Origin of the sequence: Comamonas testosteroni TK102 (assembly GCF_000739375.1) — a bacterium.
GTDB classification, from domain to species: Bacteria; Pseudomonadota; Gammaproteobacteria; order Burkholderiales; family Burkholderiaceae_C; genus Comamonas; species Comamonas brasiliensis.
This window is the reverse complement of the sequence record NZ_CP006704.1, coordinates 3467975-3491044: the sequence shown is the minus strand read 5'-3', so window position 1 is coordinate 3491044 and position 23070 is coordinate 3467975. Positions and strand designations below refer to the sequence as shown.

Here is a 23070-nt window from a genome sequence, read left to right as displayed (position 1 = left end):
ACTTCCATGCGATTCAAACGACCGCAGGTGCGCTACGCCGACACACCGCAACCTGCCACTCCGTACCAAGCCGCAGGCCAGGTGTGGGACGAACGTATCGGCTCGGCCCGCGTGCAGGCAAAGAACTGGCGTTTCATGGCACTGGGCTGCCTCACCTTGGCCGTGCTGATGGCGGGCGGCCTGGTCTGGCGTTCCGCGCAGTCCATCGTGACGCCCTACGTGGTGGAGGTGGACAACGCGGGCCAGGTGCGCGCGGTCGGCGAGGCCGCCACGCCATATCGACCCAACGATGCGCAGATGGCCTATCACCTGGGCCGCTTCATCGGGCTGGTGCGCTCGCTGTCCATCGACTCCATCGTCGTGCGACAGAACTGGCTCGATGCCTACAACTACACCACGGACAAGGGTGCCGTGGCGCTCAACGAGTACGCCCGCGTGAACGATCCGTTCGCGCGCATCGGCAAGGAGTCGGTGACGGTGCAGATCAGCAGCGTGACCCGCGCCAGCGACCAGTCGTTCAACGTGCGCTGGACGGAGACGCGCTTTGTGAACGGTGCGCTGGATCGCACCGAACGCTGGAACGCAGTGGTTTCCATCGTGCAGCAGACGCCGCGCACCGAGCAGCGGCTGCGCAAGAACCCCCTGGGTATCTACGTCAACGGCCTGTCGTGGAGCCGCGAACTGGAAGGAAGCGAAGGAGCAAAACCATGAATTATCTTTTGCGTAAATCCGCCTTGCCGGTGATCCTGCTGGCATCCACCGTCCTGTTTGCAGGCTGCGCTTCGCAGGGCAAGCCGCCGCCGGCCATCTCGCTCGATGAGCCGGTACAGGCCCAGCCGCTGCCGGAGCCGCCTGCGCCTGTGGAGGTGGTGGCCGTGCCGCAGGTATTGCCGATGCCGGCGCAAATAAAACCTGTGCCGGATACCAAGCCCACGCCGGAGCCCGCCGATGAAACCGTGCGGGTGTCCCGCGCCAACGCCGAGGCGCGCATCGCGCCGACGCGCGAGGGCTACGTCAACGCAATCCAGGTCTGGCCCTTCACCGATGGCGCGCTGTACCAGGTCTATGCGGCCGTGGGCCGCGTGACGGTGATCGCGCTCCAGCCGGGTGAGGAACTGGTGACGGTGGCCGCTGGCGACACGGTGCGCTGGATCGTTGGGGACACATCGAGCGCCAGCGGCGATGCGTTGCGCGTGAACGTGATGGTCAAGCCGATCCGCTCGGGGTTGAAAACCAATCTCGTCATCACCACCAGTCGCAGGACGTATCTGCTGGAGCTGACCTCGACCGAGAAGACGTGGATGGCTTCGGTGTCCTGGGAGTATCCGAAGGACAAGATGCTGGCCTTGCAGCGCCAGGCACAGGTCGCGAATGCGGCTGCGCCGTTGGACGCTGGCCTGTCGCTGGAGAAGATCCGTTTCCGCTACGCCGTCAGTGGCAGCAATCCGCCGTGGAAGCCGCTGCGGGCCTTCGATGACGGGGAGAAGGTCTACATCCAGTTTCCGCCGGGCATCGCGCAAGGCGAGTTGCCGCCGCTGTTCGTCATCGGCGCGCAGGGTGACGGGCAGTTGGTGAACTACCGCTTCCGCTCGCCGTACTACATCGTGGACCGCCTGTTCGGCGCGGCCGAGCTGCGCCTGGGTGGTGGCAAGGGCACTGATGGCGACGTGGTGCGGATTGAGCGCACGGATGGCGCTTCGAGTGGCACGCGGAGGAACTGACCATGAGCCAGGACGATTCTCCTGACCTTGCGCCGCAGGCGGGCAAGGTGGCACCCGAGGCGGTGGCGCTGCGCGCGCAGCCGCGTCCGGTCACGCGCCTGAACCGGCGCACCTTGGCCATGCTCACCGGCGGCCTGTCGGTCGCCGTGCTGGGAGCCACGATCTGGTCATTGCAGTCACATCGGCGCGGCGCAGGCGAGCGGACCGAGCTGTACAACGTCGATCGCGTGTCGAAGTCTGAAGGGCTGGATGGCTTGCCCTCCGACTACTCCAAGCTGCCGAAGGTGCCGGAGCTGGGGCCGCCGCTGCCCGGCGACCTTGGCCCGGCCATCGTGAAGTCGCAGCAGCCGGTGACGCCGACCTATGCGCCACCGGGTCATGACCCGGAGGATGCGCGGCGCAAGGAGGCCGAAGCAGCCGCAGCCTCGTCGGTGTTTTTCCGCTCAGGCACTCCCGGCAAGACCGCAGCGCCAGCGACCGCGCAAGCAGCTGGCCCGGCATCGGCCTTGGCGGGCTTCGACCCGCTGGCCGCTGGCCCGGCCTCGACGGCGGCCCAGCCTGCCGACCCAACCGCCGTGCAGAACCGGCAAAACCAGAAAGAGGCTTTCCTGAAAGGCGCCTCTACGGAAACCCGTAATTCCACCAGTCTGCAAATGCCGTCCTCGCCGTATCAGGTCATGGCGGGAACGGTGATCGCCGGTGCGCTGGTGACGGGCATCAAGTCTGATTTGCCGGGCGACGTGATCGCCACGGTGACGGAGCCGGTCTACGACACGGCGACGGGCAAGTTCCTGCTGATCCCGCAGGGATCGCGCATCCTGGGCAAGTACAACAGCCAGGTGAGCTACGGGCAAAGCCGCGTGCAGGTGGTGTGGAACCGAATCATCCTGCCGGACACGTCTTCGCTGAAGCTCGACAACCTCGCGGGCACCGATCCGGCCGGCTATGCCGGCCTGGAGGATGGTGTCGATTGGCACTGGGATCGCGTCTTTGCCGGTGCGGCGCTGACCACATTGCTGGGCGTGGGTGCCGAGCTGGCCGCGCCGGAGAACCGGCAGAACGGCAACCGCATCGTGATCGCTGGGCGCGACAGCGCACAAGACAGCATCAACCAGGTGGGCCAGGAGATGACCAGGCGCAACATGAACATCCAGCCGACTTTGACGGAGCGGCCGGGCCTGCCGGTGCGGATCATCGTCAACCGCGATCTGGTGCTGCGACCGTACCAGCCAATGTTCTTCAACCGGGGAGCAATGCGATGAACACCACCAAGAAGCTGCGGCTCGGGCCGCTTCCCAAGACTGAGAGCACGAAGCTCACGTTCTCGTGCCCGGCCAGCCTCAAGGCCGACCTCGACTGCTACGCCGCGCTGCACGCTCAAGCGTATGGCGAGGTGGTCGATGCCATGACGCTGATTCCGTACATGCTGGAAGCCTTCATGGCGGGGGACAGGGGATTCAGGAAGGGCTCGGCGATACGGAGCGCGCCAACGAAACCGGCCTGATGGCGTCGCGTGCCATCCAACGGCATTCATCGAACGCGCAGCCTTCGGCTGCGCGTTCTTCGTTCTGGATGCTGCGAAGCCACTTGGGCTATCATGGTGCGACAAGCCCGCCGCCTCCCGGCAATCCAGCACGACCAAGTGCGATCCGGCTTTCTCTCCCGACGCTCTTATGTGGCACCTAGCCCACGACGCAGCAGTCACTTCAAGTGGCCCAAAACAGAGCTAACCTATTGCCCTGCTTATGATTTCAAACCCTGGAAATTCCGGGCCAGGGCTTGACATGAGCAATTTTTTGAGAGCGCCGAAGGACTCGGCATGGATGCGGGCCGCGATCTCGGCGCCGAAGCCACCGGTCAGATTGGCTTCGTGCACGATCAGCAGGCGACCGGTTTTGTGCACGCTTTGCTGTAGTGTGGGCCAGTCGAAAGGCGCAATCCAGCGTGCATTGATGACCTCGGCATCGATGCCATGCTCGGCGTGCAAGGTCTGCGCTGCTTCATGCACGCGGTGCAGCATGCTGCCCCAGGTCACAATGGTCAGGTCGCGGCCGCTGCGTGTGATGTGAGCGTCAAAGCTGCTTTGCACCGGGCCGTTCAGGGTGACCGGCTCCGTCAGGGTGTGATAAAGCCCCCGGTTCTCGATGATCAGGCTCGGGTCGTTGCAGGCAATGCCAGTCAGCAGCATGTCGTAGGCATCCTGCACAGTCGCCGGCAGCCCGACCCGCAGGCCGGGTACATGGGCAAACATGGCCTCGAGGTTCTGCGAGTGCTGGGCGCAGGAGCCGGGCAGGGCGCCTTGCTGCGTGCGGATGGTCATGGGGGCCTGCAGCTTGCCGGCCGAGACATAGCGCACATTGGCGGCCTGGTTCACGATCTGGTCCATGGCGACCAGGCTGAAGTCGATCCACATGATCTCGACGATGGGCCTCATGCCGCACATGGCAGCGCCCACAGCGGTGCCCAGCATCGCGGTTTCGCTGATCGGCGTGTCAAAAACGCGTGCGCTGCCGAACTCCTTTTGCAGATCCTTGGTGACCCCGAAAACGCCACCGGGTTTGGCCACATCCTCGCCGAAGAGCAAGGTTTCAGGCATGTGCGTCAAGGCCCGGCTCAATGCCGCGTTGATGGCCTTGGCGTAGCTCAGTGCTAGGGTCGATGTGGCTTGTTCATTCTGCATAAAGGTGCTCCATCACGGTGTCGGCAGAGGCCAGGGGGGCGTTCAGTGCCTTGGCGGTGGCCGCTTCGATATGGGCGGCAGCATTGAGGTGGATGTTCTGAACCTCGGCATCGGACACGCCGCTGAGTTGCAGGCGTTGACCCAGGCGCACGATGGGTTCATGCAGCTTGGCCTCGGCAATTTCACGGGCTGTGCGGTAGCTCTGCATGTCGCCGATGTAGTGGCCCACCAGGCGCTGCGTCATCATCTCGATGAGCACAGGCCCGTGGCCATTGCGCACCTTCTGACCGAAATGCTCCATGCATTGCCTGACGCCCAGGATGTCATTGCCATCGATGCGTACGCCATCCATGCCGAAGGCGCGGGCACGCTTGAAAAGTGCGGCATCGCGCACGGTGTCGGCAATCGGTGTCAGCTCGGCATAGGTGTTGTTCTCGCACAGAAAAATCACTGGCAATTTGAGATATGAGGCGAAGTTCATCGCCTCGAACACGCCTCCCTGGTTCATCGCCCCATCACCGAAGGCGGTGATGGCGAGGCTGCCGTCCTTGGCCATCGTGCTGGCCAATGCGGCACCGCAGGCTATCGGGGCACCGGCACCGACGATGGAGTTTTCGCCAAAAAATCCCCATTCAGGCGCACTGAAGTAGGCAGAGCCGCCACGGCCCGCGCACACCCCGGTCTCACGGGCCAGCAATTCCGCCAGAATGGCTTCGGCTGGCACGCCGCAGGCATGGGCCCAGCCATGGCCTCGATAGGTGGAAAACACCCGATCGCCGGGTTGACGGGCAGCGCAGCTGCCGCTGTAGATGGCTTCCTGACCTATGCACAGGTGAACGGAACCCTGAATCTCGCCACTTTTGCGCAGGTCTGCAATCTTCTCTTCCAGCAGACGTATGCGGATCATTTGCTCCAGCAACTCCTTTGCCGCAAGGACATCGCTGGCGCTGATCGGCTCTATTGAATATTGCATCGTCATCTCCTTGTATTGGCGAGCTCTTCGAATCGTTGAAGCAGTTGGGCTGTGGAGTTCAGCAGCACGCCCATGTCGGAGCCCAGCACAAACATGCGGACCCCCGCCTCCTGGAAAACGGGCATGTCTTGCGGCGTGCACAAAATGCCCGAGGCCTTGCCCAGGCGTGTCGCGGTCTGGATGGCCTGGACGCACAGTGCCGCCACGCGCTCATGCCGGGGCTGGCCCATCAGGCCGATGTCTGCGGCCAGGTCATGCGGACCGAGAAAAACGGCATCGACATGACTGGTGCTTTGCAGAATTGCTTCGAGGTTTTTCACGCCCTGCAGCGATTCGATCTGAATGATCAGCGAAGTCTGTTGGTTGGCCTCTTGCAGGTACTGCTGGTTTCTGCCGTATCGGGCAGCTCGCACCGAGCCCGCAATCCCGCGCTGCCCCAGGGGCGGGTAGTAGGCGTAGCGCACCATGCGCTGCACTTCTTCCGGGGTTTTGACGTTGGGAAGCATCAGCGAACGCACGCCCAGGTCCAGCGCGAGCTTGATCGTGAACTCGTCGATCATGGGCAGGCGCAGCACCGCTTCTGTGCCGGTGCCCTTCAAGGAGCACAGCTGCGCATGCAGGTTGACGGAGTTGTTGGGGGTGTGTTCGTTGTCGAACAGCAGGAAGTCGAGGCCTGTTTCGCCCAGGGCCTCGGCGATCTGTGGGCTGTAGGTGCAGCAAAACAGGCCGACGACCTGCTGGCCCGATTGCAGCTTCTGCTTGAGGCTGCTGGCGATCGTGCTCATGCCACGATGCCCTGTTGGTGGCCGAAGCGCTCGACCATCACTTCGTGCAGCTTCTTGTCCTTGTGTGCCACCCAGCCGCCGGAACGCATCTTGTAGGACCCGGCAGGGGCTGCCGCCTTGGGGGCTTGCTGTGTTTCCTTCAGCGCACGCACCGCCTGCAGCATGTGGCGACGAAAGCGCGCAACGCCCACATCGGTCGGGAAGAGGTGCTCGCGGGTGCGGTCGGCAATCGGGCCTTGGCTGTCCTGGATGGCGGCATCCTGCTCGGAGACGCCCTCGATGCCCGTGAAGCTGTGGCTTTTTTGGGCGGCACGGTCAATCAGGTAGTCATTGCCCTTGGTGCGCAGAGGAACGTAGTTGTCGTCGACCTGCGCGTGCACGGTATGGCCTATCTTGCAGCGCGCGATTTCCTCATCCGTGAGCGGGCGATCGGGGTTCCATGTGTAGGTGTAGATCCAGCAGGAGTGGTCATCCACGGGCACAAAGGTCTGGCCGTGGTAGTTCTCTCCAGGAAAGGCACTCGGCACAAGCGCATGGTTGGGGTGCAGGAACTGGGCAATGCGCCAGTACAGATCATCGCCGTCGGCCTTGCGAGCGCCACCAATCGTCAGACCGACATCGGTTTCGAGCACTTCGAACTTGGGCGTCGGGTCGTCCTTGACCCAGCGGATGCGTGCGTTCTGGGCGGATTGCGCGCCGATGGCCGCGTGCTGCAGCTTGCTCAGTGCCTCTTCTTCGTCCTTGGCAATCACCATGTGAAGAAACGAGAAATGGGCGGTGTCGATGGCGCCTTCCAGGCACTGGGCCCAATTGCAGTCCTGCCATTTTTTCGAGACGTAAACATGATTCGCCGGAACGGCGGTGAATTCCATGGCCGGGAACTCGGGAGTTTCCTCCCTGGGGCCCATATAGGCCCAGATATATCCCCCGGCCTCGTGCGTGGGGTAAGACTTGAGATTGAGCTTTTCACGGCAGGTGCCTGGAGCGGCAATCGGAATATCGATGCATTTTCCATGGCGATCGAATTTGAGGCCATGAAAGACGCAGCGAATGCCGTTTTCTTCATTTCGGCCGTAATAGAGGCTGGCACCGCGATGTGAACAAATATGATCCACCAGGCCCACCAAGCCATCGGTATCCCGGAAGGCCAGAAGATCTTCGCCGAGGATCTTTACTTTCTTGGGAGGGCCATCGGCATCGGGAAGTTCACACGATAGCAAAACGGGCTGCCAAAACCTCCTGAAATAATCACCCATACCGGTTTGAGGCAGGGTCGATGTCAATAGCTGGTTGTCTTCATGGTTCAACATGGGCGCTCCGTGGGGATGGAATCGGCTGGATACGTTCTTGGTTTGATCCAGCAGGGTGGACAAAGCTGGAATATGCGTATATTGTTTTTCGATTCGGAACAGAAAATATGTTTTGTTTCGCATGTCGAAACAAAGTTCTGCTTAGCGAGTCAAACCATGGTTGATTACCCTCAAGACGATAAAAATCCCTCGGATCGACAGTTCGCCTACACGCTTGCCAGAGGCATGGATGTGCTGCGTTGTTTCTCGCCGGAGCGCGGAAGCCTGAGCAACAAGGAGCTTTCGGGGTTGACGGGTATGCCGAAAGCGACGGTGTCCCGCTTCACCTATACCTTGATGCAATTGGGCTATTTGCGCTCTGACAAGGACACGGGCCGCTATCTGCTGGCTCCGGCGATCCTGACCCTGGCCTACCCTTTGCTTGCGAATCTCGGGGTACGCCAAATGGCCAGGCCCGCCATGCATGATTTTGCCAATGCGGTTCAAGGCTCGGTCTCTCTCGGTTTTCGGGAGCGCATGCAAATGGTTTATGTGGAGACGGCAAGGGCTCGCTCTGTGTACTCCGCCAATATGGCTGAAGTAGGGATGGCACATTCGATGATTTCGAGTGCAATTGGTCGAGCCTATTTATGTGCCTGCACTTCCGTGGAGCGGGACGCCTTGCTCAATGAGGCCAAGGTGAAAACCCCGGAGCTCTGGGAAAAATTTGGCGAGGCGGTGGAGCGTAGCTTGGCGGAATACAGGGTAAAGCGCTTTTGTTATTCGTATGGTGATTTGAGGCCTGATATTTATGCGGTGGCGGTTCCCTTGATCCGGGAGCCGAATATGGAAATTGCCGTCATGAATTGCGTGTTGCAGTCATATCAGGTGGCAAAAGGCGAGCTTGAGTCCAATTACGGCCCTCGATTGCTGTCGCTGGTTGGCAGTTTGACGGGGGGTGTTGCAATGAGGTAAGGGAGTCCATGGTGGGAAAAATCAAGGTCAAAGTGACGCGGAAAACAGCGGAAACCGATGAAATATCCAGCTACCGGCTGGAAGCCGCCGGGCCGCAGCCGCTGCCGCATTTCTCACCGGGATCGCATATTGACGTGCATCTGCCCAATGGCCTCATCCGTCAGTATTCTTTGATGAATACGCCGGGTGAGCATTACCAGATTGCCGTCCTCAGAAGTCCGCAGGGCCGTGGCGGGTCGGTGAACATGCACGCTGCGGTGCAGCAGGGCGACGAGCTCTGGATCAGCCAACCGCGCAACCACTTTGCGCTGCGGGAGGAGGCCGCCCATTCGCTGCTGATAGCTGGCGGCATCGGCATCACCCCGATGGTGGGCATGGCGCGTCGTCTGCAGGCACTGGGACGCGGCTTTCGTCTGCATTACGCAGCACGCAGCCGCAGCAAGATGGCGTTCCATGACCTGTTGGCTGCAGAGCTGGGCGAGCACGCGCAGTTTCACTTTGACGACCAAGGCGGGCTGGAGCTGGCAGCCTTGCTGGAGAATCCCGCCGCCGATGCCCACCTTTATGTGTGTGGCCCCAAAGGTCTCATCGACGCGGTCCTGGACTGTGCCCAAAGCCTGGGCTGGGCTTCGGATCGCGTGCACTACGAATTGTTTGCTGCGCAGGTCTCGCAGGCCGACTCCAGCGGATTCGACATCGAGATTCAAGGGCAGGGCCGGATCGTGCGGGTGCCAGAGGGGGTCACGGTGGTCAATGCGCTGGCCGCTGCAGGCATACAGATTCCGGTCTCGTGCGAGCAAGGCGTGTGCGGGACCTGTCTGACCAGGGTGGTCGAGGGGGAGCCCGAGCATCGCGACATGTACCTCACGGACGATGAAAAGCAGTCTTGCAGCGTCTTCCTGCCTTGCTGTTCGCGGGCCAAGTCCAGCATGCTCGTGATTGCGCTCTGAGCGCATGGCGATCGCCCTTTGCCTTAGCGTGATGGCTTCTGGCGGCGTGTCGGCAAGGCCCGGCGCCGCCATAGGATGGTGCATGGCGCAATCGAGCTTGCGCTGCATCTGTGGGCGGTGAGATGTGGGGCCGGACGATAAGGTCAGAGGCTGGCCGGCCCGTTCAGCCGATTGAGCCGAATCCGCGCATTACGCCTCTTTACGCTTCGAGATGGATACAGGTCAGCGGGAACCGGCTCTGGCGCGTTAAGGGCTTAAGCGTTTCCGGGTTGAAGCGCGATCTCGCCGGCCCCACGGTGATCTCAATCGAGCATGGAGACATATGTCCAATCGCACTTCACTCACTCGCTGCCTGGCGGCTCTGGCGCTGGTTTGCGCAGCGGGTGCCGCCCAGGCCCAGGCCTATATCAGTGGCTCCGTTTCCGGGCAGCTGGCGCCCGGGGTTTACGGTCAGGTCAATATCGGCAATGCGCCGCCGCAGGTGCTTTATGCCCAGCCGATGTGGGGCGGCCCGGTGGTGCCGCAGGTGCAGCCCATCTATATGTGGGTGCCACCCGGTCATTCGCGCAACTGGCGCCGTTACTGCGGTCGCTACCATGCCTGCGGCCAGCCGGTCTATTTCCTGCGCAATCCGCCACCCCATTGGCGTGCAGCACCACCGCCGCATCACCATCATGACAGGCGCGACTGGCGTGACGAACGCCGCGATCATCGCCACTGGGACCGAGGCGATCGCCACGACCGACGTGACTGGGACAGGCATGATCGCGACGACCGGGGGCACGGTCATGGTCATGGCCGTGGACATGGACATGGACGCCACGGCGACTAAATTAGGGGTTAACCACTAAATTTACTGTTGCTTGTGCACAGCAATGAAGGCTGGGTGCTATTGAAAAAATAGCATTCAGCCTTTTCTCTTTATTGGATTTGTGGTTTGTTTGTAGGTATTTATACGTGATATGAGTAAGCACTTTGCTATGCCTTCCTGGCATAGCTGCTAGCGGAGGGCTTGCCTAGTAGGGGCGCTCGGGGCTATCGACAATAGTCTCATTCGTTTTGACTAGATGGTTGCCCTTGCGCAAACCCTGTCGAGCGTCCCTGTCCTGCCGGTGCAGTGTGCCCGCAGCATGAGGGAGTGGCTCGCAAAGCCTGGAAGGCTGGGTTGCGGAATCTGGCGGGGCAGCCACTGCATCCACTTCAGGAGTCTTTCGGCATGAGCGCAGCACTCAAGGGCATTTCTTCCATGGCAACCCGCCAGGTCCTCGCCGATCTGGCCGCAGCCTGGCAGGAGCAGGGCGGCGAGCCGGTGCAGATCGAATCCGTGGGCGGTGTGGATGCCGCGCAGCGTGTGCAGTCCGGCGCAGAGGCCTTCGATGTGGTCTTCCTGGCCTCCAACGCCATCGACAAGCTGCAGGCCGCCGGCCGTGTGGTTGCAGGCAGCAAGGTGGATCTGGTGCTCTCCAGCACCGCCGTGGCCGTGCCTGCCGCTGCGGCCCAGCCCGATATCGCTTCGGAAGAGGCCGTGCGCGCTGCCGTGCTGGCGGCGCCCAGCATTGGTTACTCCACCGGCCCCAGCGGTGTGGCGCTGCAAAAGCTGTTCGAGCGCTGGGGCATTGCCGACGAGATCCAGTCCCGCATCGTGCAGGCCAGGCCCGGCGTTCCCGTGGGCTCCATGATTGCTTCGGGCGAAGTGGCCCTGGGCTTTCAGCAGCTGAGCGAGCTGATCCATGTCGAGGGCATCAGGATCGTGGGCGGCCTGCCTGCTGCGATTGCCATCGACACCGTGTTTTCGGCCGGCCTGGTGGCAGGCTCGGCCCATGCCGATGCCGTGCAGCGTCTGCTGGCCTTCATGGCTTCGCCCGAGGCCGCAGCGGCCAAGCGCCGCCAGGGCATGGAACCCGCTTGAATTGATTCGTGTCCAGGCGGGGGCCTGGGCACTGCACCCCATCCAGCAAAAGGGCAGTCATAGCCCTTTCGTGACGGACGTACCAGATGCCTTCGAGGCTTTGGCGCCAGCCGCGAGACAGGAGATAGAGGCGACAAAGAGAGGCAACTGAGATTCCAACTATGACTTCGCAAACTAGCAAACAGAACACCGACCCGACGGTCGTCAACGTGCAGACCGTGCTCAACGAGAGCCCGTTCTCGGGCTTCCAGTGGGGGATTTTCTTCCTCTGTTTTTTGATTGTTCTGCTCGACGGTTTTGATACCGCCGCCATCGGCTTCATCGCGCCTTCGCTGCTCGGCGAATGGGGCATCGACAAATCCCATCTGGGCCCGGTGCTGAGCGCGGCCCTGTTCGGCCTGGCGTTCGGCGCGCTGGGCGCGGGTCCGCTGGCGGACCGCGTGGGCCGCAAGACCGTGCTGATCATCGCTGCGGTGGTGATGGGCGGTGCATCGATTGCCTCCGGTCTGGTGCACGATCTGCAAGGCCTGACCATCTGGCGCTTCATCACCGGCCTGGGTCTTGGCGCCGCCATGCCCAACGCCATCACGCTGATGAACGAATACTGCCCCGACAGCAAGCGTTCCTTCATCACCAACTGCATGTTCTGCGGTTTCCCCATCGGCTCGGCCTTCGGCGGCTTTATCGCGGCCTGGATGATTCCGCATTTCGGCTGGCGCAGCCTGCTGATCGTGGGCGGCGTGGTGCCCCTGATCCTGGCCGTGCTGATGATCGTGATGCTGCCCGAGTCGGTGCGCTTCATGGTGCTCAAGAACTACTCGGCCGACCGCGTACGCAAGGTGATGGTGCGCATCGCCGCAGGCACGCGCAATGCCGCGCGCTTCGTTCTGAACGACGGCGGCGAGGCTGCCGCCCAGGCACAGCAGGGTCCCCAGGGCCTGCGTCTGGTGTTCTCGCAGAAATATCTGGTCGGCACGCTGGCCCTGTGGGTGACGTATTTCATGGGCCTGGTGATCGTCTATGGCCTGGTCAACTGGATGCCCGTGCTGTTCAAGGAGGCGGGCGTGCCCGCCAGCCAGGCGGCCGTGATTGCCGCGCTGTTCCAGCTCGGCGGCGTGGGCGCGATCTTTGTCGGTCTGCTGATGGACCGCTGGAATGCCAATCTGATCATTGCGGCCGGCTACTTCCTGACCAGCCTGGGCGTGGCCTTCATCGGCCAGGTGCTCGGCGGCGGCGTGGGCATGCTGGTGGCTTCGGTCTTCATTGCCGGTTTGCTGATGAATGCGGCACAGTCGTCCATGCAGGCGCTGGCTGCCGAGTACTACCCCACGGAATGCCGTGCCAGCGGCGTGTCCTGGATGCTGGGCATCGGCCGCTTTGGCGGCATTGCAGGCTCTTTCCTGGTGGCCGAGCTGTCGCGCCGTCACCTGGAGCTGCCGCAGGTCTTCATGGTGGTCGCCATTCCCGGCGTCATCGCTGCGCTGGCGCTGCTGGTCAAGAACCGCTACGCCGGCGGCGCACCGCGCACCTCCATGCTGGGCCTGGGCGGCGCGCACTGAACTTTTTAGATAGACGAATTATTTTGAACGGAGCTTGAAGATGATCATTGACGTACACGGTCACTACACCACGGCGCCAGCGGCCCTGGGCGCATGGCGCGATCTGCAGATCGCCGGCCTCAAGGACCCGAGCAAGACCCCGTCGGTGGCCGATCTGAAGATCAGCGACGATGAAATCCGCGAGACCATCGAAACCAACCAGTTGCGCCTGATGAAGGAGCGTGGTTCCGATCTGACCATCTTCAGCCCCCGTGCCTCGTTCATGGCGCACCACATCGGTGACTTCCAGACCTCCAGCACCTGGGCCGCCATCTGCAACGAGCTGTGCTTCCGCGTCAGCGAGCTGTTCCCCGATCACTTCATTCCCGCCGCCATGCTGCCCCAGTCGCCCGGCGTGGATCCCGCGACCTGCATTCCCGAGCTGGTCAAGTGCGTGGAGCAATATGGCAACGTGGGTCTGAACCTGAACCCCGATCCCTCGGGCGGCCACTGGACTTCTCCTCCGCTGTCCGACAAGAGCTGGTACCCCATCTACGAAAAAATGGTGGAGTACGACATCCCCGCGATGATCCATGTCTCCACCAGCTGCAACAGCTGCTTCCACACCACGGGCAGCCACTATCTGAATGCCGACACCACGGCCTTCATGCAGTGCCTGACTTCGGATCTGTTCAAGGACTTCCCGACCCTGAAGTTCCTGATCCCCCATGGCGGTGGCGCCGTGCCTTACCACTGGGGCCGTTTCCGCGGTCTGGCGCAGGAGATGAAGAAGCCGCTGCTGGAAGAGCATCTGCTCAACAACATCTACTTCGACACCTGCGTCTACCACCAGCCCGGCATCAATCTGCTGACGGAAGTGATTCCGACCAAGAACATCCTGTTCGCCAGCGAAATGATCGGCGCCGTGCGCGGCATCGATCCGCAGACCGGTCACTACTACGACGACACCAAGCGCTACATCGAAGCCACGCAGAACCTGACGGCCGATGAAAAGCACGCCGTCTACGAAGGCAATGCCCGCCGCGTGTTCACGCGCCTGGACAAGGCGCTGAAGGCCAAGGGTCTGTAACTTCTCAAAAAAGAGAGCTGCTACCTTAGGTAATGAAACGTTTTCAATATGAAAACTATTCAAATTTGATTTGTGGCATGCGATAGCAGCTCACTTTTTTGATTCAATAACGTCTTAGCAAAGAGGTATTTCCATGTACGAACTGGGAGTTGTCTACCGCAATATCCAGCGCGCCGACCGCGCTGCTGCTGACGGCCTGGCCGCCCTGGGCTCCGCCACCGTGCACGAGGCCATGGGCCGCGTCGGTCTGCTCAAGCCCTATATGCGCCCCATCTATGCCGGCAAGCAGGTCTCGGGCACCGCCGTCACGGTGCTGCTGCAGCCCGGCGACAACTGGATGATGCATGTGGCTGCCGAGCAGATTCAGCCCGGCGACATCGTGGTCGCAGCCGTCACCGCAGAGTGCACCGACGGCTACTTCGGCGACCTGCTGGCCACCAGCTTCCAGGCGCGCGGCGCACGCGCGCTGATCATCGATGCCGGCGTGCGCGACGTGAAGACGCTGCAGGAGATGGACTTTCCGGTCTGGAGCAAGGCCATCTCTTCCAAGGGCACGATCAAGGCCACCCTGGGCTCGGTCAACATCCCCATCGTCTGCGCCGGCATGCTGGTCACGCCCGGTGACGTGATCGTGGCCGACGACGACGGCGTGGTCTGCGTGCCCGCCGCGCGTGCCGTGGAAGTGCTGGCCGCCGCCCAGAAGCGTGAAAGCTTCGAAGGCGAGAAGCGCGCCAAGCTCGCCTCGGGCATCCTCGGCCTGGATATGTACAAGATGCGCGAGCCCCTGGAAAAGGCCGGCCTGAAATATATTGATTAACCCCCCCCCTGAGTCGCTTCGCCTAGGCGGCCCCGCGCCTTCCCCCTCTCTCGCTTTGCTTGGCAATGCGAAGGGGGGCGATGCCCTCGCTGCGAGGCGGCTCTTGCTTGGCATCTCTGAGTTGTGCGGCGCCAGTATTGGCGGCTATGGCCCACTCACAGACCATCGAGGAAAAGACAAATGAGCGAATTTGAAAAGACCCCCGGCTGGATGGATTGGTATGCCAACCCCAGCAAGCCCCAGTTCAAGCTGCCTGCCGGCGCTGTGGATGCGCACTGCCATGTGTTCGGCCCCGGCAACGAGTTCCCCTTCGCCCCCGAGCGCAAGTACACCCCCTGTGACGCCAGCAAGGCCCAGCTGTATGCGCTGCGCGACCATCTGGGTTTTGCACGCAATGTGGTGGTGCAGGCCACCTGCCACGGTGCGGACAACCGCGCCATGGTCGATGCCTGCAAGTCCTCGGGCGGCAAGGCCCGTGGCGTGGCCACGGTAAAGCGCTCCATCAGCGATGCCGAACTCTCGGCCCTGCATGACGCCGGCGTGCGCGGCGTGCGCTTCAACTTCGTCAAGCGTCTGGTGGACTTCACGCCCAAGGACGAGCTGATGGAGATCGCGGGCCGCATCGCCAAGCTGGGCTGGCATGTGGTGATCTATTTCGAAGCTGTGGACCTGCCCGAGCTCTGGGACTTCTTCACCGCGCTGCCCACCACCGTGGTGGTCGACCACATGGGCCGCCCCGACGTCACCAAGGGCGTGGACAGCGAAGAGTTCGCCCTGTTCCTGAAGTTCATGCGCGAGCACCAGAACGTCTGGAGCAAGGTGTCCTGCCCCGAGCGTCTGTCCGTCACCGGCCCCAAGGCGCTTCATGGTGAGCAGAATGCCTACCAGGACGTGGTGCCTTTCGCGCGCCGCGTGGTCGAGGAGTTCCCCGATCGCGTGCTCTGGGGAACGGACTGGCCGCACCCCAACCTGAAGGACCACATGCCCGACGACGGCCTGCTGGTGGACTTCATTCCCCATATCGCTCCCACCGCGCAGCTGCAGCAAAAGCTGCTGGTGGACAACCCCATGCGTCTGTACTGGCCCGAAGAGGTCTGACGGAGTTCCGGCGACACATACACCCGGAAACAGGCTGCAGCCTTGTCGCATGGGCTGCGCCATCCGTTAACGAGGAGAATTTATGGCTTTGGAAAAACCGTATCTGGACGTGCCCGGCACCATCATTTTCGATGCCGAGCAGTCCCGCAAGGGCTACTGGCTCAACCAGTTCTGCATGAGCCTGATGAAGGCAGAGAACCGTGAGCGCTTCCGCGCCAACGAGCGTGCCTATCTCGACGAGTGGGCGATGACCGAAGAGCAGAAGCAGGCCGTGCTGGCGCGCGATCTGAACTGGTGCATGCGCACCGGCGGCAATATCTATTTCCTGGCCAAGATCGGCGCCACCGACGGCAAGAGCTTCCAGCAGATGGCTGGCTCCATGACCGGCATGACCGAAGAAGAGTACCGCGCCATGATGATGGGCGGAGGCCGCTCTGCCGAAGGCAACCGCTATGTGGGCGAGGATGGCGATGCGCAGGCACACCATCAGCCACAGGGAAGTGCTCGCAGCGCAGGCAACCAGAACCAGGAAGGCAACTAAGACATGGCACGCATCACCGCATCCGTTTTCACCTCGCACGTGCCTGCCATCGGCGCCGCCATGGACATGGGCAAGACCCAGGAAGCCTACTGGGCGCCCCTGTTCAAGGGTTATGACTTCTCCCGCCAGTGGATGAAGGACAACAAGCCCGACGTGATCTTCCTGGTCTACAACGACCACGCCACGGCCTTCAGCCTGGACTGCATTCCGACCTTCGCCATCGGCACGGCTGCGGAATTCCAGCCCGCCGACGAAGGCTGGGGCCCGCGTCCCGTGCCCAAGGTGGTCGGTCATCCCGATCTGGCCAGCCACATTGCCCAGTCCGTGATCCAGCAGGACTTCGACCTGACCATCGTCAACAAGATGGACGTGGACCATGGCCTGACCGTGCCGCTGTCGCTGATGTGCGGCGAGCAGGACCCCAAGACCGGCTCCTGGCCCTGCCCAGTGATTCCCTTCGCCGTGAACGTGGTGCAGTATCCCGTGCCCACGGGCCAGCGCTGCTTCAACCTGGGCCGCGCCATCCGCAAGGCCGTGGAGAGCTACGACCAGGACATCAATGTGCATATCTGGGGCACGGGCGGCATGAGCCACCAGTTGCAGGGCGCGCGTGCGGGCCTGATCAACAAGGAATGGGACAACCAGTTCCTGGACCTGCTGGTCGAGAACCCGCATGGACTGGCCCAGATGCCGCATATCGACTATGTGCGCGAGGCCGGCTCTGAAGGCATCGAGCTGGTGATGTGGCTGATTGCGCGTGGTGCCATGTCCGATGTGGACGGCCCCGCACCGCTGCCCAAGGTGGCGCACCGCTTCTACCATGTGCCCGCATCGAACACCGCAGTGGGCCATCTGATCCTCGAGAATCAGTGAACGTTTCACCACGTTCGCTGCTTCACGTATCCATCGCCCCCCTGTGGGGGGCTTCGCCTCCCTGAGGCGGCTCTACGGAGATCCCAATCATGAGCAAGACCATCAAAGTAGCGCTGGCTGGCGCGGGTGCCTTCGGCATCAAGCACCTGGACGGCATCAAGAACATCGACGGCGTGGAAGTCGTCTCCCTGGTCGGTCGCCGCTTTGACCAGACCAAGGAAGTGGCCGACAAATACGGTATCGCACATGTGGCAACCGATCTGGCCGAAAGCCTGGCGCTGCCCGAAGTCGATGCCGTGATCCTGTGCACGCCCACGCAGATGCACGCCGAGCAGGCCATTGCCTGCATGAAGGCCGGCAAGCATGTGCAGGTCGAGATTCCCCTGGCCGATGCCCTGAAGGACGCCCAGGAAGTGGCCGAGCTGCAAAAGCAGACCGGACTGGTGGCCATGGTGGGCCACACCCGCCGCTTCAACCCCAGCCATCAGTGGGTGCACAAGAAGATCGAGGCCGGCGAGTTCAACATCCAGCAGATGGATGTGCAAACCTACTTCTTCCGCCGCACCAATATGAATGCGCTGGGCCAGGCCCGCAGCTGGACCGACCACCTGCTGTGGCACCATGCCGCCCACACCGTGGACCTGTTCGCCTACCAGGCCGGCAGCCCCATCGTCAAGGCCAATGCCGTGCAAGGCCCCATCCACAAGGATCTGGGCATCGCCATGGACATGAGCATCCAGCTCAAGGCGGCCAATGGCGCGATCTGCACACTGAGCCTGTCGTTCAACAACGACGGCCCTCTGGGCACCTTCTTCCGCTACATCGGCGACACCGGCACCTATCTGGCCCGCTACGACGATCTGTATACCGGCAAGGACGAGAAGATCGACGTGTCCCAGGTCGATGTCTCCATGAACGGCATCGAGCTGCAGGACCGCGAATTCTTCGCCGCCATCCGCGAAGGCCGCGAGCCCAACTCCAGCGTGCAGCAGGTCTTCAACTGCTATAAGGTCCTGCATGACCTGGAGCAGCAACTGAACGCGGACTGATCAGCGCGGACTGATTGCCTGGCGCATCTGCGCACGCAAGCCCCCCAGCCTGTGGCTGCGGGGGCTTGTTTCATCGCGCAAAGTCTCTGTCGCTGCGCGAGGAGATCGTAGTCGCATTCTCGTGTGGCCGAATCCAGAGCCTGTACCGAGGCTATCCCTCCCGGGAACCATGGCGCAGCTGACGGGGGGATTGGCCAAACCAGCGCTGGCACGCTCGGGTGAGCACGGCCTGGTCTGAATACCCCAGCAATTGCGCGATATGGCCCAGGCTCAGCTCGGGCTGTGCGAGCAATTGGGCCACCCAGGTCCTGCGTGCGCTATCGCGCAGTTCCTCGAAGGCCGCGCCTTCCGCTTGCAGGCGTCGCTGCAGGGTGCGCGGGTGCTGGCTCAGGGCGCGTGCCGCCGAGGGCAGGTCGGCCATGCCCATGCGAACCAGATTGGCCAGCGCGCTGCGCACCTGGTCCGTCACACTGGTATTCCTGCCTGGCGCGGCTCCCAGCAGGAAACGTTCGACAAACTGCTGCAGCAGCCGGTTGTGCCGAGGCATGGGCTGACGCCAGGCCAGCGGGTCGATGGCAATGCCGTCAAAGCTGGAGCCGAAGCGCGGCAACTGGCCCAGGTGCCGCCGGTATTGCGCGCTGCTGCCCACGGGGGCATGGCGCAGATGGATGGAGGAGGGGCGCAGCGCACCTTCGGACAGCACATGGATCAGGCGGCACATATAGGCCACGCAGATTTCCGTGCCCTGGGGCATGTGGGCGTGGGGGGGGCAGGCGCGAAAGCACTTCCACGCATTCCAGCCCCTCGTCAGGCGCCATGAAGGTTCTGTAGCTCAGGGTGGGGTTGTGGAAGTGGACGTACTTGCCGCCCTGCATCATGCCCTCGCGCACGGTGGGCGCGGACTGTATGACCAGCCCCAGCAGGCCCAGGGTTTCGACACCTTGCCGGGCGCACAGGCGCAGCCCGAAATCCTGCACGCCCAGCACGCAGGCCGCTTCCTCTATGGCCAGGGCCACAGCGTGGCTGGGCAGGTAGCGCTCGGGGTCGGCCAGATCGTCAGGCACCAGGCCGCAGGCGCCCAGGATGGCGGCGGGGTCGCCGCCCTGTGTGCGCACCAGGTCTTCAAAGCCCGCGAGCGAGGCGGCGCGGACACTGGTCATGACGGCGGAATCAGCGGGCTTGGCAGGCATCGGGGTATGTACTGCATGTCGTTCAACATCAAAATCCTGTCGCGCAAACACAAGTTTTGCCAGAGGGCTAGACCTAGCATGTCTGCGTGACAGACACGGTTGACGCAAATCAGGTCTAGGCAGGAGCTTCACCTCAAGGCCGCGATCCCTGCACATTCCTGTCGGCTCACGCACCAGCAGACAAGCAGGAGACACCCGGTATGGCACAGCATTTCGACTTTCTCATCATCGGCGCCGGTATTTCCGGCATTGGTGCGGCGCGTCATCTGCGTGAGCAGTTCGCGGACCGCAGCCTCGCCATCCTCGAAGCCATGGACGGCTTCGGCGGCACCTGGTGGACGCACCGCTACCCGGGGGCGCGCTCGGACAGCGACCTGTTCACCTATGGCTATGGCTTCAAGCCCTGGACGGGCAATGCCATTGCCACGGCGGACGAGATTCGCCACTACTTGGCCGAGACCATTGAGGAGAACGGTCTGGCCCCGCTGATCCGCTACGGCCACAAGGTACAGTCGGCCCGCTGGTCGTCCGAGGACAGGCGCTGGACGCTGGAAGTCACTCACAGCGGCTCGGACGAGGTGCAGACCTTCACCACCGGTTTTCTCTGGGTCTGCGCCGGCTATTACGACCACGGCCGGGGCTATGTGCCCGAGTGGCCGACGCTCAAGGACTTCAAGGGCCAGGTCATTCACCCGCAGCACTGGCCGCAGGAGCTGGATTACGAGGGCAAGCGCATCGTGGTCATAGGCTCGGGTGCCACGGCGGCCACGCTGATCCCCAGCCTGGCACCGGATGCGGGCCATGTGACCATGCTGCAGCGCTCGCCCACCTTTTTCCTGCCCGCGTCCGAGCATCCGCTGGTGCCGCTGCTCAAGCCTCTGAATCTGCCCGAGGACTGGTACCACGAGATCATGCGCCGCGCCTTTATCGCGCGCACTGACGAGATCGTGCAGACCTCCAGGCAGCACCCCGAAGCGATGCGCGCCTTCCTGCTTGGCGAGATCCGCTCCCATCTGCCAGAGGGCTTCGACATCGATAGGCACTTCAACCCCGGCTACCGCCCCTGGCAGCAGCGCATTGCCGTGGTGCCCAACGGCGACTTCTTCCAGAGCATGCGAGAAGGCAAGGCCTCGGTGGTGACGGACACCATAGAGCGCTTCGATGGCAGCGGCATACAGCTGACCGGCGGCGGGCATCTGGACGCCGACATCATCGTTACTGCCACGGGCTTCAATCTCAAGCTGTTCGGCGGCATCGCGTTCAGCGTGGATGACGCGCCGGTGGATTTTCGCGAGCGCATCTCCTACCGCGGCGTGATGATCGAGGGCTTGCCCAATATGGCCTACACCCAGGGCTACTTCCGCTCCAGCTGGACGCTGCGCTGCGACCTGGTGTGCGACTGGGTGTGCCGCCTGCTTGCCCATATGAGCGAGCAAGGCCATGCCGAGGTACGGCCCACCGTGGCGGCAGCCGATGCCGGCATGCAGCGCCTGTCATGGATAGAGGCCGACAACTTCAACGCCGGCTATGTGCTGCGTGCGCAGGATGCCATGTTCGGCCAGGGCGACCGCCAGCCCTGGAGGCATGACCTGGAGTACGCCGAAGAGCGCGTGGTTCTGCCTGCCGCATCGCTGCAGGACGATGCCTTGGCCTATCGCTAGGTCCGCCCCCGTATCCGTTCCCTCACTCTTTGTAACGACAGGAGACTACAAGCATGGCTCTCGATCCCCATCTGGCCGGCGTCCTGCAGCAACTGGCCGCTGCCAACAGGAAATCCACCGCCGAAGGCACGCCCGAAGAGGGCCGTGCCGGCTATCTGGCGCTGACCCGTGGCTCGCTCACGCCCGAGCAGATCGTGCCCGTGGCCAGCGTGCAGGACACGACCGTGCCCGGCGGTGCAGGCCCAGTGGCCGCGCGCATCTACAGGCCCGAAGGCGCAGGGCCTTTTCCCACCGTGGCCTATTTCCACGGCGGAGGCTATGTCATCGGCAACCTGGACACGCATGACAATATCTGCCGCGAGATCTGCCGTGGCGCGCAGGCCGTGGTGGTGTCGGTGGACTACCGGCTTGCCCCCGAGCATCCCTTCCCCGCAGGCATAGAGGATGCCGTAGCTGCCGCCCGATGGGTGGTCGCCAATGCGCATGCGCTGGGGGGCAGCGCCACCGTGGCCGTGGCCGGCGATAGCGCCGGCGGCAACTTTTGCGCCGTGGTGACGCAGCAGCTGCGCGATGCGGGCATTGCCCTGGCTGCGCAATTCCTCATCTACCCCGCGGTAGACCACGCCGCCGCCGAGTACGCCAGCGCCGAGCAGAACGCCAAGGGCTATTTCCTGGAGGCCGAGACCATGGCCTGGTTCTACAACCATTACGCCGGCACCTCCCCCGATGCGCTGGATCCGCGCCTGGCACCGCTGCAGGCCAAGAGCCTGGCAAACCTGCCGTCCGCCGTGATCGTGAATGCCGAGTTCGATCCGCTGCGTGATCAGGGCGCGGCCTATGCCGAGGCGCTGCGTGCTGCGGGCGGGCAGGCCGAGCTGATTGAAGGTGCGGGCATGATCCACGGTTTCTTCGACATGGGTCGCTGGTCGCCCGGCGCGCAGGCTGTCATCACGCACAGCATCGAGCGCTTTGCCGCGCTGCTCACAACGAGAGCCCGCTGAGTCAACCAACGGGACCTCGTGGGCATGAAGACTTGCTTGATGAGCAACGAGTCTCCGTCGGCCTGATGGCAGTAGAAGGTGCGCTGGGCAAACGAACTGCTTTATTGATTTGCAGAGGGCTGGGCGGCCCCGGCGGGTCTAGGCCCGCCAGCCGACCTACTCTCTTGCGCCGGTGTGCCGGACCACCAGAAAGCAGGCAAAGAGCCGGTCCCTACTGCCACGACTCCTTCGCTGCGCTACGGGGTAACCTAAGCCCCAAGAGCTTGCCGTCGCAGGCGTGGGCACAAGGGGCAATACCAGAGCTTCTTTGTCTTTTTGATGGCTGTTATCGCTTTCTGGATGGGCATTTGAGATTGATTTCGCCATAACTCTTGCTGGCAGCATGAGTTCACCCGTGTGTCAGCGCCTGCGGCACGCGGTTCGGGCTGCGCGCAACGCTGCCGCAGGACAGCGTTGCCTCGTGCTCTGACTTGCCGCCGTCTGTTTGAGCGTAGCGGCTATGCCGCGCAGCGAGTTGGGCGGCACGCAGCCTGAATGGCGTGGTGCAGGTTTGCCCGTAGCGAAGCGCAGGGACGCAGACGGTCGGGAAGCGCTCTTTGCTTACTTTCTGACGCGTCAGAAAGTGAGTCGCCAGCCGGGGCGAGACCCGGCGCGGCCAGCAAGGCCTCTGTCGCTAGCGGCAAGGCAATTTTTTTTGATAGCTGCTTGCGCTTTCTGCAATTGGGCTAGAGCCTGATTAGGTTTGAAACTTCTATTGCTATCTCCGATAGCAGGAACTGGTGAGCGAGGCACATGACCTGCTTGATTCACTGACAGAGGGCGGGTTTCGGCCCGCCTTGTCGACCTACTTTCTGCTGCCGGTGTGCCGGACCACCAGAAAGTAGGCAAAGAGCCGGCCCTGCTGCCCTCGACCCCTTCGCTGAGCTACGG

General features: G+C 62.7%; 23 protein-coding genes. 17 read left to right on the top strand and 6 right to left on the bottom strand.

Features of this window, described 5'->3' with window-relative positions:
* Positions 1 to 6: 6 nt before the first annotated feature.
* The 4 genes from trbF to O987_RS15740 are packed head-to-tail and all read left to right on the top strand — an operon-like array spanning position 7 to position 3225.
* Positions 7 to 711, top strand: a complete 705-nt coding sequence (gene trbF / locus O987_RS15755) for a conjugal transfer protein TrbF (protein ID WP_043373352.1) — start codon at positions 7 to 9, stop codon at positions 709 to 711.
* The gene (gene trbG, locus O987_RS15750; RefSeq protein WP_043373349.1) at positions 708 to 1721 is read left to right on the top strand and encodes a P-type conjugative transfer protein TrbG; all 1014 of its coding nucleotides are present in this window, start codon (positions 708 to 710) and stop codon (positions 1719 to 1721) included. The genes trbF and trbG overlap by 4 nt, the downstream gene beginning before the upstream one ends.
* 2 nt (positions 1722 to 1723) lie before the next feature.
* The gene (locus tag O987_RS15745) at positions 1724 to 2983 is read left to right on the top strand and encodes a TrbI/VirB10 family protein (protein WP_043373346.1); all 1260 of its coding nucleotides are present in this window, start codon (positions 1724 to 1726) and stop codon (positions 2981 to 2983) included.
* Complete coding sequence (locus O987_RS15740) at positions 2980 to 3225, top strand: DUF2274 domain-containing protein (RefSeq protein WP_038212423.1); 246 nt, start codon at positions 2980 to 2982, stop codon at positions 3223 to 3225. The genes O987_RS15745 and O987_RS15740 overlap by 4 nt, the downstream gene beginning before the upstream one ends.
* 222 nt (positions 3226 to 3447) lie before the next feature.
* On the opposite strand, the gene O987_RS15735 is transcribed toward O987_RS15740, so the two are convergent.
* From O987_RS15735 to O987_RS15720, 4 genes are read right to left on the bottom strand one after another with little or no spacing between them, the layout of a single operon-like run.
* Positions 3448 to 4401, bottom strand: coding sequence for an alpha-ketoacid dehydrogenase subunit beta (locus O987_RS15735; protein WP_051962188.1), 954 nt, complete (start codon positions 4399 to 4401; stop codon positions 3448 to 3450).
* Entirely contained in the window at positions 4391 to 5374 is a 984-nt protein-coding gene (locus O987_RS15730; RefSeq protein WP_003054173.1) for a thiamine pyrophosphate-dependent dehydrogenase E1 component subunit alpha, read from the bottom strand. The genes O987_RS15735 and O987_RS15730 overlap by 11 nt, the downstream gene beginning before the upstream one ends.
* Positions 5375 to 5376: 2 nt before the next feature.
* A complete protein-coding gene (locus O987_RS15725) occupies positions 5377 to 6159 on the bottom strand; it encodes an HpcH/HpaI aldolase family protein (RefSeq protein ID WP_003054174.1) in 783 nt (260 codons plus the stop codon).
* Positions 6156 to 7469 (bottom strand): Rieske 2Fe-2S domain-containing protein, encoded by a 1314-nt coding sequence (locus O987_RS15720; protein ID WP_043373341.1) that lies wholly within the window; start codon positions 7467 to 7469, stop codon positions 6156 to 6158. The genes O987_RS15725 and O987_RS15720 overlap by 4 nt, the downstream gene beginning before the upstream one ends.
* Between O987_RS15720 and O987_RS15715 the strand changes: the two genes are divergently transcribed.
* The 11 genes from O987_RS15715 to O987_RS15665 all read left to right on the top strand — a co-directional run bounded on the left by O987_RS15715 (position 7458) and on the right by O987_RS15665 (position 18288).
* Positions 7458 to 8423 (top strand): IclR family transcriptional regulator, encoded by a 966-nt coding sequence (locus O987_RS15715; protein WP_235214159.1) that lies wholly within the window; start codon positions 7458 to 7460, stop codon positions 8421 to 8423. The two genes, O987_RS15720 and O987_RS15715, sit on opposite strands and share 12 nt — an antisense overlap.
* 8 nt (positions 8424 to 8431) lie before the next feature.
* Positions 8432 to 9373: a PDR/VanB family oxidoreductase gene (locus O987_RS15710; RefSeq protein WP_003054180.1), complete on the top strand. Its 942-nt coding sequence runs from the start codon at positions 8432 to 8434 to the stop codon at positions 9371 to 9373.
* A 322-nt stretch (positions 9374 to 9695) separates the two neighbouring features.
* A complete protein-coding gene (locus O987_RS28175) occupies positions 9696 to 10205 on the top strand; it encodes a hypothetical protein (RefSeq protein WP_080731539.1) in 510 nt (169 codons plus the stop codon).
* Positions 10206 to 10589: 384 nt separating this feature from the next.
* Complete coding sequence (locus O987_RS15700; RefSeq protein WP_080731538.1) at positions 10590 to 11282, top strand: substrate-binding domain-containing protein; 693 nt, start codon at positions 10590 to 10592, stop codon at positions 11280 to 11282.
* A gap of 161 nt (positions 11283 to 11443) precedes the next feature.
* On the top strand, positions 11444 to 12841 hold the full coding sequence (locus O987_RS15695; RefSeq protein WP_019042087.1) for an MFS transporter: 1398 nt from the start codon (positions 11444 to 11446) through the stop codon (positions 12839 to 12841).
* A 40-nt stretch (positions 12842 to 12881) separates the two neighbouring features.
* Positions 12882 to 13910 carry an amidohydrolase family protein gene (locus O987_RS15690; protein WP_003054189.1) on the top strand — a complete coding sequence of 343 codons (1029 nt, stop codon included), beginning with the start codon at positions 12882 to 12884 and terminating at the stop codon, positions 13908 to 13910.
* Between the two features lie 133 nt (positions 13911 to 14043).
* Positions 14044 to 14727 (top strand): 4-carboxy-4-hydroxy-2-oxoadipate aldolase/oxaloacetate decarboxylase, encoded by a 684-nt coding sequence (ligK, locus tag O987_RS15685; RefSeq protein WP_019042088.1) that lies wholly within the window; start codon positions 14044 to 14046, stop codon positions 14725 to 14727.
* A gap of 180 nt (positions 14728 to 14907) precedes the next feature.
* Complete coding sequence (locus O987_RS15680) at positions 14908 to 15825, top strand: amidohydrolase family protein (protein ID WP_019042089.1); 918 nt, start codon at positions 14908 to 14910, stop codon at positions 15823 to 15825.
* Between the two features lie 82 nt (positions 15826 to 15907).
* Positions 15908 to 16366 carry a protocatechuate 4,5-dioxygenase subunit alpha gene (gene ligA, locus O987_RS15675; RefSeq protein ID WP_003054194.1) on the top strand — a complete coding sequence of 153 codons (459 nt, stop codon included), beginning with the start codon at positions 15908 to 15910 and terminating at the stop codon, positions 16364 to 16366.
* Positions 16367 to 16369: 3 nt separating this feature from the next.
* Positions 16370 to 17239 (top strand): class III extradiol dioxygenase subunit beta, encoded by an 870-nt coding sequence (locus tag O987_RS15670; RefSeq protein ID WP_003054198.1) that lies wholly within the window; start codon positions 16370 to 16372, stop codon positions 17237 to 17239.
* 89 nt (positions 17240 to 17328) lie between these two features.
* Positions 17329 to 18288, top strand: a complete 960-nt coding sequence (locus tag O987_RS15665; protein ID WP_003054201.1) for a Gfo/Idh/MocA family oxidoreductase — start codon at positions 17329 to 17331, stop codon at positions 18286 to 18288.
* A 151-nt stretch (positions 18289 to 18439) separates the two neighbouring features.
* Here O987_RS15665 and O987_RS29680 read toward each other — a convergent pair whose 3' ends face one another.
* Positions 18440 to 18991 (bottom strand): helix-turn-helix transcriptional regulator, encoded by a 552-nt coding sequence (locus O987_RS29680; RefSeq protein WP_326998635.1) that lies wholly within the window; start codon positions 18989 to 18991, stop codon positions 18440 to 18442.
* Positions 18873 to 19448: an AraC family transcriptional regulator ligand-binding domain-containing protein gene (locus O987_RS29780; protein ID WP_326998623.1), complete on the bottom strand. Its 576-nt coding sequence runs from the start codon at positions 19446 to 19448 to the stop codon at positions 18873 to 18875. Before O987_RS29780 ends, O987_RS29680 begins: the two co-directional genes overlap by 119 nt.
* 230 nt (positions 19449 to 19678) lie before the next feature.
* Between O987_RS29780 and O987_RS15655 the strand changes: the two genes are divergently transcribed.
* Together O987_RS15655 and O987_RS15650 are read left to right on the top strand one after the other, a co-directional pair.
* Entirely contained in the window at positions 19679 to 21139 is a 1461-nt protein-coding gene (locus O987_RS15655; RefSeq protein WP_043373332.1) for a flavin-containing monooxygenase, read from the top strand.
* A 53-nt stretch (positions 21140 to 21192) separates the two neighbouring features.
* Positions 21193 to 22140, top strand: coding sequence for an alpha/beta hydrolase (locus O987_RS15650; RefSeq protein WP_043373329.1), 948 nt, complete (start codon positions 21193 to 21195; stop codon positions 22138 to 22140).
* Positions 22141 to 23070 lie beyond the last annotated feature (930 nt).

Coding starts and splice junctions, on each gene's coding strand:
- O987_RS15700 (WP_080731538.1), top strand. CDS start 10,590: ATGAGCGCAGCACTCAAGGGCATTTCTTCCATGGCAACCCGCCAGGTC.
- O987_RS15720 (WP_043373341.1), bottom strand. CDS start 7,469: ATGTTGAACCATGAAGACAACCAGCTATTGACATCGACCCTGCCTCAA.
- ligK (WP_019042088.1), top strand. CDS start 14,044: ATGTACGAACTGGGAGTTGTCTACCGCAATATCCAGCGCGCCGACCGC.
- O987_RS15665 (WP_003054201.1), top strand. CDS start 17,329: ATGAGCAAGACCATCAAAGTAGCGCTGGCTGGCGCGGGTGCCTTCGGC.
- ligA (WP_003054194.1), top strand. CDS start 15,908: ATGGCTTTGGAAAAACCGTATCTGGACGTGCCCGGCACCATCATTTTC.
- O987_RS28175 (WP_080731539.1), top strand. CDS start 9,696: ATGTCCAATCGCACTTCACTCACTCGCTGCCTGGCGGCTCTGGCGCTG.
- O987_RS15745 (WP_043373346.1), top strand. CDS start 1,724: ATGAGCCAGGACGATTCTCCTGACCTTGCGCCGCAGGCGGGCAAGGTG.
- O987_RS15730 (WP_003054173.1), bottom strand. CDS start 5,374: ATGCAATATTCAATAGAGCCGATCAGCGCCAGCGATGTCCTTGCGGCA.
- O987_RS15715 (WP_235214159.1), top strand. CDS start 7,458: ATGGTTCAACATGGGCGCTCCGTGGGGATGGAATCGGCTGGATACGTT.
- O987_RS15655 (WP_043373332.1), top strand. CDS start 19,679: ATGGCACAGCATTTCGACTTTCTCATCATCGGCGCCGGTATTTCCGGC.
- O987_RS29780 (WP_326998623.1), bottom strand. CDS start 19,448: ATGACCAGTGTCCGCGCCGCCTCGCTCGCGGGCTTTGAAGACCTGGTG.
- O987_RS15695 (WP_019042087.1), top strand. CDS start 11,444: ATGACTTCGCAAACTAGCAAACAGAACACCGACCCGACGGTCGTCAAC.
- O987_RS15725 (WP_003054174.1), bottom strand. CDS start 6,159: ATGAGCACGATCGCCAGCAGCCTCAAGCAGAAGCTGCAATCGGGCCAG.
- O987_RS15710 (WP_003054180.1), top strand. CDS start 8,432: ATGGTGGGAAAAATCAAGGTCAAAGTGACGCGGAAAACAGCGGAAACC.
- trbG (WP_043373349.1), top strand. CDS start 708: ATGAATTATCTTTTGCGTAAATCCGCCTTGCCGGTGATCCTGCTGGCA.
- O987_RS15670 (WP_003054198.1), top strand. CDS start 16,370: ATGGCACGCATCACCGCATCCGTTTTCACCTCGCACGTGCCTGCCATC.
- O987_RS15650 (WP_043373329.1), top strand. CDS start 21,193: ATGGCTCTCGATCCCCATCTGGCCGGCGTCCTGCAGCAACTGGCCGCT.
- trbF (WP_043373352.1), top strand. CDS start 7: ATGCGATTCAAACGACCGCAGGTGCGCTACGCCGACACACCGCAACCT.
- O987_RS15690 (WP_003054189.1), top strand. CDS start 12,882: ATGATCATTGACGTACACGGTCACTACACCACGGCGCCAGCGGCCCTG.
- O987_RS15740 (WP_038212423.1), top strand. CDS start 2,980: ATGAACACCACCAAGAAGCTGCGGCTCGGGCCGCTTCCCAAGACTGAG.
- O987_RS15680 (WP_019042089.1), top strand. CDS start 14,908: ATGAGCGAATTTGAAAAGACCCCCGGCTGGATGGATTGGTATGCCAAC.
- O987_RS15735 (WP_051962188.1), bottom strand. CDS start 4,401: ATGCAGAATGAACAAGCCACATCGACCCTAGCACTGAGCTACGCCAAG.